General features: G+C 67.9%; 17 protein-coding genes and 3 pseudogenes. 7 read left to right on the forward strand and 13 right to left on the reverse strand.

Annotated elements, in window-relative coordinates:
* Positions 1-269: 269 nt before the first annotated feature.
* From GAS53_RS52345 to GAS53_RS52355, 3 genes are all read right to left on the reverse strand, one after another.
* Positions 270-740 (reverse strand): hypothetical protein, encoded by a 471-nt coding sequence (locus tag GAS53_RS52345; RefSeq protein WP_225859673.1) that lies wholly within the window; start codon positions 738-740, stop codon positions 270-272.
* 208 nt (positions 741-948) lie between these two features.
* The gene (locus tag GAS53_RS52350) at positions 949-1,326 is read right to left on the reverse strand and encodes a PIN domain-containing protein (RefSeq protein ID WP_151484884.1); all 378 of its coding nucleotides are present in this window, start codon (positions 1,324-1,326) and stop codon (positions 949-951) included.
* Positions 1,327-1,568: 242 nt separating this feature from the next.
* Complete coding sequence (locus GAS53_RS52355) at positions 1,569-2,477, reverse strand: LysR family transcriptional regulator (protein ID WP_151484885.1); 909 nt, start codon at positions 2,475-2,477, stop codon at positions 1,569-1,571.
* A gap of 175 nt (positions 2,478-2,652) precedes the next feature.
* On the opposite strand from GAS53_RS52355, the gene GAS53_RS52360 reads away from it, so the two are divergent.
* On the forward strand, positions 2,653-3,888 hold the full coding sequence (locus tag GAS53_RS52360) for a sulfatase-like hydrolase/transferase (protein ID WP_151484886.1): 1,236 nt from the start codon (positions 2,653-2,655) through the stop codon (positions 3,886-3,888).
* Positions 3,889-3,918: 30 nt separating this feature from the next.
* Here the strand turns inward: GAS53_RS52360 and GAS53_RS57395 are convergent.
* A pseudogene (locus GAS53_RS57395) lies at positions 3,919-4,122 on the reverse strand (IS5/IS1182 family transposase); the annotation flags it as partial.
* Here GAS53_RS57395 and GAS53_RS58205 point away from each other — a divergent pair.
* Positions 4,120-4,359, forward strand: coding sequence for a helix-turn-helix domain-containing protein (locus tag GAS53_RS58205; protein ID WP_151484887.1), 240 nt, complete (start codon positions 4,120-4,122; stop codon positions 4,357-4,359). The pseudogene GAS53_RS57395 and the gene GAS53_RS58205 overlap by 3 nt on opposite strands.
* Positions 4,360-4,552: 193 nt before the next feature.
* Here GAS53_RS58205 and GAS53_RS52375 read toward each other — a convergent pair whose 3' ends face one another.
* The gene (locus tag GAS53_RS52375; protein ID WP_151484888.1) at positions 4,553-4,924 is read right to left on the reverse strand and encodes a fic family toxin-antitoxin system, toxin component; all 372 of its coding nucleotides are present in this window, start codon (positions 4,922-4,924) and stop codon (positions 4,553-4,555) included.
* Positions 4,921-5,178 (reverse strand): hypothetical protein, encoded by a 258-nt coding sequence (locus GAS53_RS52380; protein ID WP_225859674.1) that lies wholly within the window; start codon positions 5,176-5,178, stop codon positions 4,921-4,923. Before GAS53_RS52380 ends, GAS53_RS52375 begins: the two co-directional genes overlap by 4 nt.
* Positions 5,179-5,590: 412 nt before the next feature.
* Here GAS53_RS52380 and GAS53_RS52385 point away from each other — a divergent pair, with 412 nt between their 5' ends.
* Entirely contained in the window at positions 5,591-6,508 is a 918-nt protein-coding gene (locus GAS53_RS52385; RefSeq protein ID WP_151484890.1) for a hypothetical protein, read from the forward strand.
* Positions 6,509-6,698: 190 nt separating this feature from the next.
* Here GAS53_RS52385 and GAS53_RS52390 read toward each other — a convergent pair whose 3' ends face one another.
* A complete protein-coding gene (locus GAS53_RS52390; RefSeq protein ID WP_192583692.1) occupies positions 6,699-7,526 on the reverse strand; it encodes a class I SAM-dependent methyltransferase in 828 nt (275 codons plus the stop codon).
* Positions 7,527-7,791: 265 nt separating this feature from the next.
* On the opposite strand from GAS53_RS52390, the gene GAS53_RS52395 reads away from it, so the two are divergent.
* On the forward strand, positions 7,792-8,427 hold the full coding sequence (locus GAS53_RS52395) for a hypothetical protein (protein ID WP_192583693.1): 636 nt from the start codon (positions 7,792-7,794) through the stop codon (positions 8,425-8,427).
* Between the two features lie 76 nt (positions 8,428-8,503).
* Here GAS53_RS52395 and GAS53_RS52400 read toward each other — a convergent pair whose 3' ends face one another.
* The 3 genes from GAS53_RS52400 to GAS53_RS52410 all read right to left on the reverse strand — a co-directional run bounded on the left by GAS53_RS52400 (position 8,504) and on the right by GAS53_RS52410 (position 10,897).
* Entirely contained in the window at positions 8,504-9,037 is a 534-nt protein-coding gene (locus tag GAS53_RS52400; protein WP_151484891.1) for an NUDIX domain-containing protein, read from the reverse strand.
* 322 nt (positions 9,038-9,359) lie between these two features.
* Entirely contained in the window at positions 9,360-10,172 is an 813-nt protein-coding gene (locus tag GAS53_RS52405) for an SAM-dependent methyltransferase (RefSeq protein ID WP_151484892.1), read from the reverse strand.
* Between the two features lie 458 nt (positions 10,173-10,630).
* Positions 10,631-10,897 (reverse strand): hypothetical protein, encoded by a 267-nt coding sequence (locus tag GAS53_RS52410; RefSeq protein WP_192583694.1) that lies wholly within the window; start codon positions 10,895-10,897, stop codon positions 10,631-10,633.
* Between the two features lie 275 nt (positions 10,898-11,172).
* Here GAS53_RS52410 and GAS53_RS52415 point away from each other — a divergent pair, with 275 nt between their 5' ends.
* Entirely contained in the window at positions 11,173-12,327 is a 1,155-nt protein-coding gene (locus GAS53_RS52415) for a hypothetical protein (RefSeq protein WP_151484893.1), read from the forward strand.
* Positions 12,328-12,458: 131 nt separating this feature from the next.
* Here GAS53_RS52415 and GAS53_RS52420 read toward each other — a convergent pair whose 3' ends face one another.
* The gene (locus GAS53_RS52420; RefSeq protein WP_151484894.1) at positions 12,459-13,772 is read right to left on the reverse strand and encodes an ISL3 family transposase; all 1,314 of its coding nucleotides are present in this window, start codon (positions 13,770-13,772) and stop codon (positions 12,459-12,461) included.
* A 247-nt stretch (positions 13,773-14,019) separates the two neighbouring features.
* On the opposite strand from GAS53_RS52420, the pseudogene GAS53_RS52425 reads away from it, so the two are divergent.
* A pseudogene (locus tag GAS53_RS52425) lies at positions 14,020-14,180 on the forward strand (IS110 family transposase); the annotation flags it as partial.
* A 37-nt stretch (positions 14,181-14,217) separates the two neighbouring features.
* Here GAS53_RS52425 and GAS53_RS52430 read toward each other — a convergent pair.
* Positions 14,218-14,763: an LOG family protein gene (locus tag GAS53_RS52430; RefSeq protein ID WP_151484895.1), complete on the reverse strand. Its 546-nt coding sequence runs from the start codon at positions 14,761-14,763 to the stop codon at positions 14,218-14,220.
* 227 nt (positions 14,764-14,990) lie between these two features.
* Between GAS53_RS52430 and GAS53_RS58885 the strand changes: the two are divergent.
* A pseudogene (locus GAS53_RS58885) lies at positions 14,991-15,230 on the forward strand (IS5 family transposase); the annotation flags it as partial.
* A 9-nt stretch (positions 15,231-15,239) separates the two neighbouring features.
* Here the strand turns inward: GAS53_RS58885 and GAS53_RS52440 are convergent.
* Positions 15,240-15,659: a VOC family protein gene (locus GAS53_RS52440; protein ID WP_151484896.1), complete on the reverse strand. Its 420-nt coding sequence runs from the start codon at positions 15,657-15,659 to the stop codon at positions 15,240-15,242.
* Between the last annotated feature and the right edge of the window lie 183 nt (positions 15,660-15,842).

Genomic DNA, 15,842 nt, shown 5'->3' on the forward strand with positions numbered 1-15,842 from the left:
ACAGCCTGACATCGTCAAGGTCCCCACCCATAACCACACCAACGACCGACCTGGCCAGCAGTCACGACAAGCACCGTTGCAGTACTAGTCGCTGAACCGGCGGGCGGATCCACACAACAGCCACTGACAATCAGCCCGTCCTGCGAGGCCAAGCCGTACGGCAAGCTCGTGGGGTCTGTGTTTTTGCCGACGGCTCACTGCGCTGCACGCGTTCCTGTGCGCGAGGATCTCGGGGTCAGGCATCGGAGGTGTCCTGCGCTGGGCGCTCGTCAGGCTGCTGGTCGGCGCTGGGGACGGTCGGGTGGGTCAGCTGGGGGGCGGCTGACAGGTACCTGCGTGAGCCGCACGTGCCGGGGATCGACATGCGTGCGGGCCGCGTTGATGAAGTGCAGCCGGGCGGCTTCCATACGGTCCCTGGCCAAGCCCCAGGCCGCCTCACTGGTGGCGGTCTGCTGGATGAACTGGTCACTGTGATCCCAGAAAGCTTCATCCATGGTTGCCGCGGCCGCGACGACGGCCGGACTGCCGACCAGCCAGATCGTTCCCAGCGCTACATTCCATGGCACCCAGTCCACCGGATCGCCGTCATGCCACGCTCGGCGCAGGGCGAGCTGGATGCGGGTGGACTCGGCCACGATCGCGGCGCACGCTTCGATCTGTTTGTCCCGGGACCAGTGCATGCGCTCGGCCCGGCTGGTGAGTAGCGAGCCGGCCAGCACACCGACCAGTGCGGCTGCCACGCCTCCGACGGTGGTCACGGTCGTTGCCCAGTCCACAGAGATCCGGCCCCCTCGCGGCTGTCGCTCGCTTCGGAGCTGTCTCTGCCCAGCAACGCCACGCTCGTATGCACCCAGCCCGCAGCAAGAAGGGCGTTTCGGCCATCCTGCTATCTCGCCGGCCAGCGCCGGAGCGCCCGGCCTACGGCTGAGGCACAACGGAACGGTGGTGTCAGGGGCTCATCGGGTTGAGCGGGCTCACCCCGATGCCGGCGTACAGATCAGGATCCAGGGACAGCAGGGTGGAGTCCTGGCCGGTCTGCCGGGCCACCATCACCGAGGCGGCCGGGTGCAGAATTCGCCAGTCCGCCTGCTTCCACGCCCCAGCCACCAGGGCGTGGGCGCCGGTGAAGTCGTCGACCGTCGTGAAGCGGCGACCCAGGACATGCTGGCCGACGCCGGGCTTCTTGCGCTCGGCAACCGTGGCCGACAGGGCGGGCACCACGATCTCGGCGTAGCCGTAGCTGGCTTCGACGTACAGGCCGTTGAGGAATTCGTCGCCGTCGGCGAGCGCCATGATGCAGGTGTGGTCGAGCAGGACGCGGATCACGCGGCGTGGTGCTCCCGTCCGAGGTTCTGCAGGAAGGACCGGGCCCGGGCGCGCGCGTCATCGCAGACGGTCACGCCGATGGAGAACGCGCTGGTATCCGCCCAGGGTGTGCACCCACTGTCAGTCGCTGCTTCCTCGACGAGGGGCAGGCCGTCGTCGATCGAGCGTGTCGGTGTTTTCCTCCAGCCGGAGTTCTCGCGGACCTGGATTTCCGACGGACGCGCATGCCCGCGCTGGAGTGTTCAGCCGGTCTTCGGGGCGTGTGTGATGTCTCGTGTGACGGCCACGAAGTTCGCGGCGACGGGTGAGACGCCGTGGCGCGGGACCGCCAGGGCGAGTTCTGTCGGTGACGTGGTGGGGATCAGTTCGGCGAATACGGCGCCCAGGCCGGTCAGGGCGCCGACCGAGCCCGGGACGATACTGACGCCGCAGCCGGCCGCCACCAGGCCGACGATCGTCTGCATCTGTATCGCCTCCTGCGCCACCCTCGGCTCGAAGCCGCCCGCGTGCCGGCAGAGGGCGGTGATCTGGTCGTAGAGGCCCACGCCCAGGTTCCGGGGAAAGCGTACGAAGGGCTCACCGGCCAGCGAGCGGATATGCAGGCGCTGTTGGCCGGCCAGCTTGTGGTCGCTGGGCAGTACGACGAGCAGCGGTTCACGGGAGACCGGAAGGAGAGCGAACTCCGCGTCGGCGGGTGCGGGGAGCGGCGGGCGGACGAAGCCGACGTCGAGCGCGTGTGCGCGCAGCCGCTCGATCTGGGTGGCCGTGGGGAGTTCACTGAAGCGTACGACCACGTCCGGGTAGCGGGTGCGGTAGGCGCGCAGGACGGCGGGCAGCGGCTGGAGCGTGGCGGAGCCGACCATGCCGATGGAGAGTTCGCCGATGTCGCCCCGCCCGGCGGAACGCGCGCGGGTCTCCGCCCGCGCCGCTAGGGCCAGCGCGCCGCGCGCGTCGGCGACGAAGAGCTCCCCGGCCGGGGTCAGCCGCACATGGCGGGTGTCCCGGTCGAAAAGCGAGACGCCCAGCTCGCGCTCCAGCGCCTTGACGGCCTGGCTCAACGGCGGCTGCGCGATGCCCAGTTCGGCCGCCGCGCGGCCGAAGTGCAGATGGTCGGCGACGGCTACGGCCGCCCGTAGATGTCTCAGCTCCACCCGCCCACGATATGCACCGCGTATTACTGGCGGTCAATTGTGCTATGGATGCGCAAGAGAGCGTCCGTGTCCGACAGCCTGGCGCAGCAGTGCCGTGTGCAGTCAGGAAAGGGCGAGGGACGTTATGTGTGCGGAGCGTACGGATCAGGTCTCGTCGGCGCCCAGTCGTCGGCGTGTGTTGAAGCTTGCCGGCGCCGGGGCGGCGGGCAGTACGGGAGTCCTGGCGGCCGGCGGGACGGCCGAGGCGGCTGAGGCGCGGGCCGCCGCTCGCGCCGTACGGCCCTCCGGCGGCGTGCGGCGCGTGGTGCTGTTCCACATGGACAGCCTGCACCACGAGGCACCCCGGCGCCTCGGCCTGGTGAACGTCCAGCGCCTGGCGGAGCGGGGCACCCAGGTGAAGGAGGCCCTTCTCATCTCGCCCTGGCACCCCACTATCAGCGGCTATCTGCCGCTGTCCACCACGTCCTTCCCGAACCCGACGACCTTCGCGGGCTCGCTGTTTCTCCGCCCCTCGCACGAGCAGCGCTATCTCCAGCACGGCTTCGGGGGGTTCACGGCGCATATCGCCAACAGCGAGGCGTACCGCTCCCTCAACCCCGGCTTCGACTTCATCCGCCTCAACGGCGACGACACCGACGAGGACAACGTACGCCTCGGCCTGCGCCTGCTCCGCGAGCACGACGACCTCACCTTTATGCGGCTGCTGCTCCAGGACACCAACGCGGCCAGTCAGGAGGTCGCGGGCGCCCCGGCCGGCGAGCCCTGGGCGCGCGATATCTACGCCAAGGGATCTCCGTACCCTGCGGTGGTGCGCACAGCCGACGCGCTACTGGGTACGTTCCTTGACGGGCTGGAGCGGCTCGGCATGGTCGACGACACGCTGCTCGTCCTGCTTTCCGACGGCCAGTCACGGTTCGGCTGGCACCCCGTCCAGGCCGAGGACTCCTGGCGCACCCCGCTCGTCTTCGCGGGTCCCGGAGTGGCGAAGGGCAACAGCATCCCGTACGCCGAGAACATCGACATCGCCCCCACCGTGGCGGCTCTCGCGCAGATCCCCGCACCCAGTGACGACGGCGGCTCCGGGCGGGTGCTGGACGAGATACGGACGGACGACCGCCGGAGCACCGCGCCCAGCGCGCCCCGTCGCGTCGAACGGATCAACCGGCAGATCGCCGAGTACCTCCGCCTGGAGGGCTGGCTGCGCGCCCACGCCCGCGACTATCCCTATCTGGACGTCCAGCTGATGCGCGCCAGCAACGGCTCGCTGTCCGACACGCAGTTCTGGGGCCTCGACCGGATCGACGAGTGGCCCCAGGCCGAGTCGATCGACCGGATGATCGAGGACAACGACTCCGTACTCGACACCCTGCGCCACGCCCTCCGCGACTCCGGTGCCCCGGCGCTGCCCTGAGCCCGAGCCCTGGGCCCTGATGTCGGGTGTGATGGCCCGCACGATCGCGGTGGCGCGGCGTGGGCTGCAGCGCAGCCTGGTCAGGATCCTTCAGCATTTGAGAGTCGCGCTGACGCGTCCGCCCCGGGCACGGATCCGGGCGTCTCCGCGGTTGACGCGCTTCTGTCGGCGGGACAGTTTCGTCCCGTAGCGGTGCCGTTTGAACGGTGTGCGGATGCTGCCCTCGGTGCCTTGGCAGGCCTCGACCGCGAGCGGTCAGGGCGGCCACCCTCGTTCACCGCGCTGCAGGTGGCCCAGGTCAAGGCCCTGGCCACCGTGAAGTCCACGGCGGCAAGCAGCACGCCGATCGGAACGAGCAGCAGCCAGACCACCAGCTCGGGTCGGGATCCGGATGCGACCGCCAGAATCGCGCAGACCACGGGCGCGATGGCGGCGACGGTGGGCGTGCTTGGGCCGTACGAGTCCCCGTGAGCGCAGCGGGTCCGCCCCAGCCATCCGTTCCCCATCCCGGCGAGGGGATGTCCGGCAGGGCACGCCGTTCGCCACGGTTCCTCGGGTGGCACGGAGAGTCGGTACGCGGCGCGGGGTATGAGCAGACCCGCGCTGGCGCCCCACAGGACGGCAGCCGTGATGATCAGCAACGTCTCCACCGGACGGAGCGTAGTCAGGGTTTCCAGGTGCGCAGGAAGGCGGCGATCCGGGCGGCGGTGCAGCGCGGGTTGTTCAGCTCGTGGGCGAGTGCGGTGAGCTGTTCGCGAGTGGGGTTGACGGGGATGTTGCTGGCCTCGAGATACATGACAGCAACGGCGCAAGCGACGGTGAGGTTGGAGCGCTCCAGCCAGCGGCAGCAGCCCAGGGTATGCACCAGGGCGGCGGCGCGAGCGTAGGGGCCGTCGTAGACGGGGTGCTCGAGGAGTTCGCCGCGGTGGCGGGCGACTGCTGCGATGGGGACGCCGTAGTCGTCGGCGGCTGGGTCGCGGTGGCCGGCCCGTTCCGCCACTTCGAGGATCCAGGATTCGTCGACGTGCAGGATCACGCGGCGGCGCCCGGCTGCGGATCGGCGTACGGGGCGTCGAGCTGCTGCTCCAGGTCGTCGAGGAAGGTGCCGTGCTCATCGATGAGCCGCTGGGCGGCGGTCATGCCAGCGGCGCGGGCGCCGGTGGTGTCCTCGATGATGAGCCGCTCTACGTACTTGTTGAAGTCCAGTCGGCGGGCGGCTGCGGCGGCCTTGCCGGCCGAGAGCACGTCCTCTTCCAGCCGGACCTGTGTCTGCTTTTTGGTGGAAGTCACAACCGCATGGTAGCAGGGTGGTAGCAGACCTGGGCTGAGTGCGGAAGCGGTACGCAGTTGGCACCGTGCGCACCTGCGGGGCCCGCCACCGGCCGCTCCGGCATCAGCCAGTTTCAGCGGCGTCGAGCAGGTCAGCCGCTGTGCGCAAGGCGGCGGTCATAGAGCCACACGCTACGGCGCAGCACTGACACTCTTGGTCCGCTTTTCCATGACGTGTCCCCTTGACCCGATATGGGGTGGTGCTTTTGGATCAGTGCGGGCCTGTGAACGCCCGGCCGCGCGACGGATGCAGCCCCCGCAAGCTCCGTTGCCGAGGACCGGCCAGAAGTATCACCACGAACGGCATCGGACGCACGACCACGCAGACACAGCGCTGATCGACGGGGGCCGAGCCGGCGCGGAACAGGCATCAATGAGCCACCAGACAGCTCTGGCCGCCACTGAGGACCGCCGTCGCTGCACGGGCGAACCCCATCAATCCCTGCACTCGCTCGTCAGCCCCGCAGGAGAACCGCTGGCCATCCCTGCGGCACGTCATCCGGAGCAGGCGGAGCTGGAGGCCGCCGTGTTCCTCGCCGCCTGCAAGATCGGCGGAGTTTCGCAGGATCCCCTGGGGATCGTCAGCGTCCGGCCGGAACCAGAGCTGCTCGGCATTCGGATGCTGGCCGAGCCGTACGTGATCCGGTACTGGGCTGACATGCTGCTCCCCCGCTCGGTCGCGGACGACAGCAGTGATCCCCACAACCACGTCTCAGGTGTAGCCGGGCTCCGGTATTGCCGCGAGCAGGGCGGCATCTGCCTGCACCGCCCGGGAACGCCAGCCCGCATCCTGCTCACCGGCTTCAACCCCCGCTGGTGGGAGCGCGTCGTCGACCTGCTGCGCAGCGACTACCAGCTCCTGCAGGACCAGTTGGACTGGACCTCGGACGAACGAGCGACCCACACCGCGGCCAGCACCTTCCCCGTGAAAGAGGCGCCCATCTTCTCCCCCCTGCTGCGCCGCATCCGTGCCACCGCAGGACCGGGAGAGATCAACGCAACCGACGCGTGGAGCTCCATGGGCGGCTTCCGGCTGGAGGCCACCGACGGCCCGCCCTGCCCCGAACTGATCCGCCTTCTCGGTGACGGGCCGACCGGGCTGGGCTGGGAAGCCGATCACAAGGCGTGCACCTGTCTGTGCGATCACATCCGCGGCGGCTGCCACATCGACTTCCGCGACCCGGCCACGGGCTACTTCGTGTACTACTCGAACGGGAAGTGGGGCCGCACCAACGACGAGCGGCACCGCGGCTTCATGGTCGACGCGAACCGCGACGCCTTCACCCGCTGACCGCTGATGTCGGAAGAAGGCGACCTGCCTGGCCCACTGCTCCTCGGTGAGGTCGGGCAGCAGCTCCCCGAGGTGATGCAGAGCGAACGCGACGATCGCCGGACGCACGATCTGAGCGACACCACGCTCCAGGCGGCGGCAGCCCCGTTCGGCGAGCAGCCAGTCCAGTTGCAGTCCTTCACCACTGGGCTCACTCGGCGCGCTGTCCGACACGGAGGACGCTCAGGTAACGGCGTGATGCTCGGTCGCCCATTCGCGTGCGGATGCGCTCGGCGATGGCCTCGAGCAGGGGTTCACGGACGTCGCGGTCGAGCCTCCGGTACAGCGACAACGAGCGAAGGTGATCGGCAAAGCCGTCCCCGTTGAACCACTGAACGGTCGGGTACCAGCGCACGATCGTTGGGCCGAACAATCCGCCAGGATCGTCGACCAGTCCCCAGCCCTCGTCGGTGGGGCGCACGTCATCCTCCAGGGGAGGATGACCCCAGCCGGGGTTCCCGGGGCAGAACCGCTCGTGGAGATCGGCGGTCTCGGCGTACACCTCCGGCTCTCCCGGCCGGCGGACAACGACGTTGCCGAGCAGTGCCATCCAGCCTGCGGGATAGAGCACGTCGTGCGCTCGCTGCCAGCCGATCGACGGGTCGACCCAGTGCCACGACGACGCAGCCACGAGGACATCGAAGCGTCGACCGCGGGCGTCCCACTCCTCAAACATCGACGTCTCGACTTCGACGTTGCCGAAGGTGGCGATCCGCTGGCGAGCGAGTGCGGCCATTTCTTCGCCCGGCTCGATGGCGGTCACTGAGTATCCGAGCTCTGCCAGCGAGCGCGTCGCCTGGCCGGTACCGCAGCCCACCTCCAGCACCGACGACCGTTCGTCCATGCCGGTGACGGTGACAAGGTCCGCGAACAACTCGTCGGGGTATCCCGGCCGGACCCGGTCGTAAAGCTCCGGCACCTCGTTGAACACTCGGCCGAGGTCATGTCGATTCGGGCGCGTCTTCGGATCATCTGTCACGAGCGCACAAGCTATGAGGCTCGTCGACGGGGACGCCACTGGTTTAAGGGCAGCTCCTCGACAGCAGCCGTGCTGGTCCTGTCTGTCTGCTCCGCCAGCATCGTTCGGTCGGGGATCCCTTTAGCTTGAGTTTTAACCTCGGAACCGGAGTGCGTCTCGAGCATGGCAATGTGTGTCCGTGCACTCGACGCAAGATCAGCCAAGGCCCTTGGCGACATGCTGGCTCTACTGGATCGCGGTACCAACTGGTGATCAAGCGGGAGTTATGAAGGTGCTGGGGCTGATCCGGCCCGTCCCTGTGACGTTCGCGGAAGCCGAGACGCTCATCGAGGAGGACGGCCACGGTGAAGCAGACGGAAATCCCGATGGACTTGCTCGGGTGTACGTAAGCCCCGAAGTCGACGGATGGACGCTGGTCATCGGCCCGTGGTGCGATCCGTGCGACGGTGAGCGCGGCGACGAGGTGCTGCGGCTGTGCACGGAACTGAGCGCGCGCTACGGCCGGGCGCAGGCGTACTACTACGGTTGGCAGGGCGATGGTTCGGCCTGGCTCATCGCCGAGCGGGGCAACGTGCTGCGGCGCTATTGCGCGACCGGGGAGGACAACGACGCGCTCTCCACGTTGGGCGAACCGCTGCCACTGGAAAGAGCGCGACGGGAGCAGTTGGGCCTGTCGCCAACGTGGGACGAGGGCACGCGCGACGACGAGGCCGAAGACGAGTGGAAGGGGGCTGCGTTCGACCTCGCGCCCGAGATCGCCGCAGCGCTGGGCACCAGTCCGCTCACGTTGACGGCGGATACGCCGGTGCACGGCACCGGCGTTCTTGCCCTCACCCCAGCACGTACAGGACTCGGTTCCGATGCTGCTGCCACAGTCGTTGAGGCCGGTCCCGCCACCTGAGGACACCAGACGTCATCCCGATGCGCAGAACCCCGTGACCGGTCCTCCCCAGCAGCACATCACTCCAGACCGACCGTCACCGATCTCCCGGGGCCGCCGACCGACAGGTCGGCGGCCCCGGCCGGACACGAGTGAAATACCGGTCAACGACTTGACCACTGTCCGGGGTGAACAACTGCTGTTCCATGAAGCCAAACAGTTCGCTCTCCGCCAGCCAGCCATGCCACACGACCTCGTTGCGATCGGGCCTGACCTCGACCGGGATGACCGCCTCGTGGATACCAAGCCAGTGAGGACTGAGGCCACTCCGATTCAGGAACTTGGTCACAAAGCGGACGGATGCCCGAACACCAAGCTCCTCCGCCAACTCCCGGGCCGCAGCGTCCTCATAGGATTCGCCAACAGCGACGGCCCCGCCAACCGCGACCTCATGGTGTCCCGGGAAGCGGGACACATGCTCGGACCGTCGATGCACGAGGAACCGCCCGTCTCGATCACGGCACATCGTTACGGCGACCCGGTGCAGCAAGCCCCGGCGGACGGCCTCACTACGAAGCACGACGGCAGATTCCTGGTCCTGCTCGTCGACCTGCTCAACCCACTCATCCATGAGCAAACGATCGCAGTCACCTCTGACAACGGCCTGCCGTCCTCGTGGGCTATCGGGTTCAGCGGCAGACGCTCATGCTCGTCATCTTCTCCGCTCCCTCCAAAACCGGACGAAGTGGAGGGAAGAGCGTCACTGACGAATTCCAAGAATCCCCATCATCCCGCCACTGACAATCGATCACCAAGCGGCGATAGGCGGTGTGCTGCCGGCATCAGCCCGGTGCCTCCCTGGCCTCGGGGGAACGGCGGCGGGCCGGGGCGGTGCTACCGCATGCGAACGCAGCGGCGGCCTGCCCCGGTGCCGACCTCACGCGACGGCAGCGTCAGTTCTTATGACCCACACCGCACAGCACCGCTACGTCGCTGGTCGGCCACGGGCTGGGACCGGGCCGCCATGTGGAGGTGGGCACCACACCGGGCTCCACGAGGTCCAGCCCGCGGAAGTACGCGGTGATCTGCTCTGGGCTTCGGTTGGTATAGGGATGAGGGCTGCCGCTGGTCTCGTTGTACTGGCGGACAGCCTCGTTCCGCTCTTCATTGGTGGTCGTGCCGTCGTTGACCACGAGATAGCTGCCCGAGGGCAGAGCGTCCAGCAGACGCTTCAGGGCCGCCCGCGCCTCTTGGTAGTCAGGGACGTTGCCCAGAATCCCCAACATCATCAACCCGATGGGGCGGCTGAAATCCAGCGTTCTGCCGGCTTGCGCCAGGACCAATTCCGGGTTCAGCACGTCGGCATCGATGTAGTCGCAGGCACCCTCGGGGGTACTGGTCAGCAGGGCCTGGGCATGCCTCAGCACCAGGGGATCATTATCGACGTAAACGATCCGCGACTCCGGCGCCACCCGCTGGGCGATCTCGTGCGTGTTGTCGGCGGTCGGCAGGCCCGTGCCGATGTCGAGGAACTGCCGGATGCCGGCCTCGCCCGCCAGGTAGCGGACAGCGCGCGCCAGGAATGCCCGGGTGTGACGGGCATCGTCAACGATGCCCGGGAACACCTCTTTCACCCGGTCTCCCGCCTCGCGGTCGACCTCGTAGTTGTCCTTGCCCCCTATCCAGTAATTCCAGATCCGCGCCGAGTGCGGCACTGAGGTATCAATCCTGGCCCGTAGCTGCCGTGCTGAGTCGTCGTCCCCCATGGAGAGCATCCTCCCGCTGCGCGTCCAATGGCTCTCGCACAACGTAGTCGCAACGGCCCTTACTTCTCAGCGAGTTCATGTCCCGTACAGCGACCGGCGTCGGATCAACCACACCGGTCACCGGGGCAGGAACTGGAGCTCGCCTCCCTGCTGATGGCACAGCTGCCCGGCGTCGACCTCACCGCGCTGCACGACGACTACGCCGCAGCACTTCAGCAGCTGGTCGCGGCGAAGGCATCCGGAAGCCAACTCATGCCGCCCGCCTAGCCGGAGCCGGCCGTGGACTTGATGGCGGCGCTGGAGGAAAGCCTACGCAAAGCCGCAGGCCACGACCGCACGCCAGACTGATCACGCACGCCATCTCCCGCCTCGTGTTCCTCGCGACGGCCGATCAGCGGCAGTTCGAAGGGACAGCCCCCCAACCCAACCGCCGACGACAGTGGCGGCTACGCCCGGTCCTACGGGGCGGGCACCACCTCCAGCACCGTGTTGTCGCAGCCTTCGGCAATGCGGGTCAGCGTCTGGCGCTCCGCCGGGTCCCCGGCCAGGTTCCAGCGCAACTTCGTCGCGACCCAGTCCGCGAGGTACGTACACCCCACGTACTCAGCAGGCGGCATCCAATCGGTGGGGTCCTTATCGCCTTTGGACCTATTGTTCCTCGCGGTGACCGCCACCAGGGAGCGGTCCGCGCCGAGGTCGTTGGCGTACGCCGGCGAGGTGTCCACCGAGGCGCGCGCCACGCTTCGTCACACAGCGCTGTGCCGGTCCTCGTCAACCCCGCGACGAGCCCAACGGGTTAGGAACCGTCCGCTGCCTAGCTGTGCTGTCTCAGGAGGTTCGTTCCATAGCTGAAACCGCCTGCGGCGCTTGGGGACCCCTCCCGGAGCGGGGGCCTTACTCTCGCGGCATGTTCTCGGGGCCAAGGGAGATCCGGCGCGGTGGCAGAACGCGTGTACTGCACCGCGCGGTGGTGGCGGTGGTGGCGACGGTCTTGTTGCCAATGGCGACCGGATGCGACAGCGGAGGCAGGGACTCCTCACGCTGGCGGCTTGACTACGTCAGCGCGTCCCGCGACGCGGACGTGTTCGACATAGCCGCCGTGTCAAAGGACGAGGGCTGGGCCCTGAGCACAGAGAAGCGGAAAGACGACTCTGAGGACAGCTTCCTCTTGCACCGCAAGGGCGCCACCTGGCGCCATGCCGAATTGCCGACGCCATTGCGTTCCGAGGGCGGGACTCTTGCCGGCGGCCAGCTGGAGGCCTCAGGTCCCGACAACGTGTGGCTGTTCGGCGACGTCGGCAAAGACGGAGGGGCGGGGGCACTGCGCTGGGACGGCCACCGGTGGCGCAGGACAGCGGTCGACTTCTACGTGCGGGACGTAGAAGTCGTGGCACCCGACGATGTATGGGCACTGGACGCCTCATCGGACGGTCCTGTCGCGCACCACTGGGACGGCACGCGATGGACCGAACACCCCCTGCCCACCGACTATGTCGGCTGGCTGTCCGCGAGTGGCCCGGACGACGTCTGGGCGGTGGGCGACGCACGCGAGGACCCCTCGGATGAGGATGTCCGCCATCGCCGCCAGCCCGCGATCGTGCACTTCGACGGGAAGAAGTGGCGGCAGGTTACGACGCCCGAGTACCACTCCCCCAAGCCGAAGCCACAGGAGAAGGCCATACTGACCGAGGTTGTCGCCCTCTCCCGAGACGACGCCTGGGCATTCGGTCTGCACGGCTACACGGGCGAGACCGGTTCCCAGGAGTTCGACACAGCGTTCGCGCTGCACTGGGACGGCTCACGCTGGCGGAAGGCTCCCAAGGCCCTCGACAGCTCTGGGGAGACTTCCAGGCACCTCGCCGTGTCGGCGACTGGGGACGGCGCGGGCGGGCTCGTCCTGGGCAGCATGCTGGGCAGCGAGCAGCACCGTGCCACCGACGGCACGCGGCACGTGATCAAGGACCCGGAGCCGGTCGCCGGCCGCTCCGGAAAGATCACCGAAGAGGACCGGCGCCAGCACTTCCAGTTGCACGACCTGCAACTCGTGCCCGGCACCCGCACAGTCTGGGCCGTCGGCGCCGTCGGAATCCCCCTTTACCGCGGCGATGCGAGCTTCGGGCGCGGCGCCATCGTGTCCTACTCCACCGGCGGCTGACTCGGAGGGCCTTCCGTCCAGGCGACGCCACCAACGTCATGCCGAGTAGCCGAGGGGAGTCTCGCCCCTCGGCCCGCACAGAACCGTGCGTAACAGTCTCCCGTTACACGGATCTTGTCGGGTCTTCGAAGTTAGGCGGGGTAGAGGTGTCCACGGGCTCGCCGGGTGGTGACGCAGCGTGTGCGTAGGCGTTGGTTGGTGGGGTTGCGGAAGCCGTGGGCGGCGCGGGCGACGAGCTTGATCACGCGGTTGATGCCTTCGCTTTTGGCGTTGCTGTGTCCGGTGGCGATGAATGCGGCGATCTCGGGCCACCAGCGGTCCACTGTGACGGCCAGTTGGCGGACTTCGGGGATCTCGGAGTCCGCGCACCAGGTCAGGAACTTGAACCGCAGGTGGCCGATGAGGTGGCGGTCGGCGCCGGTGCGGGCGCAGGCGAGCAGGTCCCGCAGTCGTTCCTTGGCGATCCAGGCGGTCAGCAGCGTCATCCCGATCGTCCCGGCGTCGATCAGTGCGTTCCACATCGTGCCGAACTGGGCGTCGGTGAGGTCCTCGCGGTTGCGCAGGAGTCGACGCCGGGCTTTCCATTCCGGGTCGGATGCCCGTCCCCGTCGGCCGCGCAGGGTGGCAGTGGTCCGCCGCCGGACGATGTTCAGCATCTTGTTGGCGAGCTGGACCACGTGGAAGTGGTCGACGACGACCTGGGCATGGGGCAGCCCGGTGCGGATCGCAGCGCGGTAGCCGACGGACATGTCGATCGCGACGTAGCGGATCTGCCGGCGCCAGGGCAGCGGCGTCGTGGCGAGCCAGGCCAGCACGTCGGAGGGAGCGCGGCCCTCGACCTGCCCGAGCAGGCCCTGGATGCCGAAGGCGTCCACGAAGCCGGTGTGCCAGCGGTCGGCCGCGGGCTCCCAACGGCTGGTTTGCGGGTTCTGCCGCCACTGCATGCGGCCTCGGCGGGTCTCGTCGATACCGAGGACTTCGACCGGTTCGAGTACCGCGGCACTCACTTCCTGTCCGGCGGAATGGAAGGCGTGCATCACCGTGGGCCAGGACAGGCCCAGGTCCCGGGCGGCCTGGACGACCGTGGAACCGGCATCGCGTACCCGCCGTCCGGCCGCGTTCCGCAGCCTCTCGGTGATCCGGGCCCCGGCCGGGACCTGGCTCACGTGCTCGGTAAAGGACTTCCGGGGGCAGGCCGGCTCGGTGCAGTACCAGCGTCGCTTGCGCCACACCAGCTCCAGTCCCCGCTCGCCGTGGGGCAGATCCCGTGGGCGGGTCTGTACGAAGCCCTTGGCACGTAAGGCGAATACCCCGCAGGAGGGGCAGGCCCGTGCAGCCTCGTCCGCGGTGGTCAGGTGCACCCGCCGGGTGCCGTCCGCGAGCCGCTCGACCTTGGCCACGGCTAGGCCGTCCAGGTCGAGCAGCAACGTCGTATTGTTGTCCAAGCCCGTGTGTCCAGGTGATCAAGCTGCGTAAAGAACAGTCATGATCACTTACGACCACGGGCTTCCTGCATCCAGGGCCCAACTCCCCTTCTTCTGACCGTCAGTGACGGTGCGGCAGGCCACCCGAGACCAGACCACGCTCAAGTTCGAAGACCCGCCTTGGCTGATCGCACGACCGTGACGCGTCAGACGATCATTGGAGAGAGGGGCATTGCCCTGATCGAACGACGCTGCCTTGAGATGGGCCAGCGAGTCGAAGTTGCGGGCCGTGTTCGACAAGCTGACCGGGCGACGTTCGGCCACGTGCTGGTGATTGTGGACCAGCCCGCCTCGATCGGCGCCCTGTCCCTGAAGGCCGCCAGGCACGTCGACTGCAAGGTTGTCTACCTGCCCGGCCTGTCCATGCGGGTGAGCAGATGTGTACCGATGGCCTCTTCCGACCGCGTCAGGCGGCGGATGCCTCGCCCGCGGCCTCCAGGAACGCGAGTGCGGCGGTCGCGTCCTCGGTGAAGAAGACCAGTTCGTCCAGGGGCTGGGGAAGGAAGCCCTCGGCTTCCATTCGGGCCAGCTGGGTACGCAGCCCGTCGTAGAAGCCCGCGGTGTCCAGCACAATGACCGGCTTGGTGTGCAAGCCGTGCTTCTTCAGTTCCAGGATTTCGGTGACCTCGTCGAGCGTCCCCAGCCCGCCGACCAGCACCATGATCGCGTCGGCGCGCGCCAACAGCTCGGCTTTGCGGGTGGCCAGGTCCGGGCTTATCACGATCTCGTCGGCGCCCTGATACACGGTGTGGGCGAGCAGCTCGACCGATATCCCCACCAGCCTGCCGCCGGCTCCCTTCACCGCATCGGCCAGGACACCCATCAGACCCGAGTCGGAACCGCCCCACACCAGGGTGTGGCCCCGCTCTCCGATGAGAGCCGCCAGCTTCTGGGCGGGCGCCGTGTAGCGGTCGTCGAGGGAGTACGCGGAGCAGAAGACGCAGATGTTCATCGCGCCTATGTGTAGCACGGCGGCGGCCGTGCGGACGAAGATGATCGTATTTCGGATCTGCGGTTATCCCTCGCCGTTTCAGGCGACGTGGGGTTGGATCTGAGAGGTTTGCCCCCCTCCGCGGGCAGCAATGACGAGTCGGACTGGTCAACAAGGCCGGGCGGGTTTGGCGCCGTCGAGCACGAGGTCGGCTGCGGCGTCGCTGGGGGGCGATGACCTCATCCTCGAAACGCGGCATCGGCTGCATGATCCCGGAGAAAGCCGACCAGGTCCGCAGCCGTCAAAAAACGCGGCTCTCGCGGTGGCCGCCCGCGGAAGTTCGACAAGATCGACTACCGCAAGCGGCACGCCGTGGAGTGCGGGATCAACCGCCTGAAAGGCACCGGGCCGTGGCCACGAGATACGACAAGCTGGCCGTCCGCTACGAGGCGACGGTGCTGGTCGCCGTCATCAACGAATGGCTGTGACCGGCAGCATCACGCTGCCGGGTTGCGCACTTGCGCCACGATGATCACGTTCCCGTACAGGTCGGCCAGGTGCAGCGACCGGCTGTCGGCGTCTTCCCGTTCGTTCCATACCCGCACCCCGTGCCCGCGCAGGTGTTCGCGGACCGCATCCAGATCGGCGGTGTACAGGACGAGCAGAGGCTGACCGCCGCACTGCTTGCCAATCAGCTCGCGTTCCTGGTCGCTGGTGGCGGTCATGAGCCAGAGGCCGACCACCTCCTGGCCGGGCACTCCGATATGCAAGTAGCGATAACCATCTGCCGTCTGGTCGTGCAGGACACAGAAACCGAGAGCGCCGCGGTAGAAGGCCAGGGCCGCATCGAGGTCGTCAACAAGAACAACCATACGGCCGAGCCCCGAGAACAAGCTCTTCTCAGAATGAGCAGTCATGATCGGCACCCTAGACCGGGCCACTGACAACGAGCCGAAGCCCTCGGGACACCCACAGTCGGAGCGGGGCAAGATCGACTTTCGCAACAGGCCCTACTAGGCACTGTTTCTCGGATCATGTGCGGAGCCAGATGAGGAGGGTTGCGAGGGTGAGGGTGCCGAGGTAGATGTAGGCGCGTTTCT

This window comes from Streptomyces albicerus (assembly GCF_008905045.1).
Lineage (GTDB): Bacteria > Actinomycetota > Actinomycetes > Streptomycetales > Streptomycetaceae > Streptomyces > Streptomyces albicerus.

Coding starts and splice junctions, on each gene's coding strand:
- GAS53_RS52385 (WP_151484890.1), top strand. CDS start 5,591: ATGAGCCACCAGACAGCTCTGGCCGCCACTGAGGACCGCCGTCGCTGC.
- GAS53_RS52395 (WP_192583693.1), top strand. CDS start 7,792: ATGAAGGTGCTGGGGCTGATCCGGCCCGTCCCTGTGACGTTCGCGGAA.
- GAS53_RS52400 (WP_151484891.1), bottom strand. CDS start 9,037: ATGGATGAGTGGGTTGAGCAGGTCGACGAGCAGGACCAGGAATCTGCC.
- GAS53_RS52405 (WP_151484892.1), bottom strand. CDS start 10,172: ATGGGGGACGACGACTCAGCACGGCAGCTACGGGCCAGGATTGATACC.
- GAS53_RS52415 (WP_151484893.1), top strand. CDS start 11,173: ATGGCGACCGGATGCGACAGCGGAGGCAGGGACTCCTCACGCTGGCGG.
- GAS53_RS52430 (WP_151484895.1), bottom strand. CDS start 14,763: ATGAACATCTGCGTCTTCTGCTCCGCGTACTCCCTCGACGACCGCTAC.
- GAS53_RS52440 (WP_151484896.1), bottom strand. CDS start 15,659: ATGACTGCTCATTCTGAGAAGAGCTTGTTCTCGGGGCTCGGCCGTATG.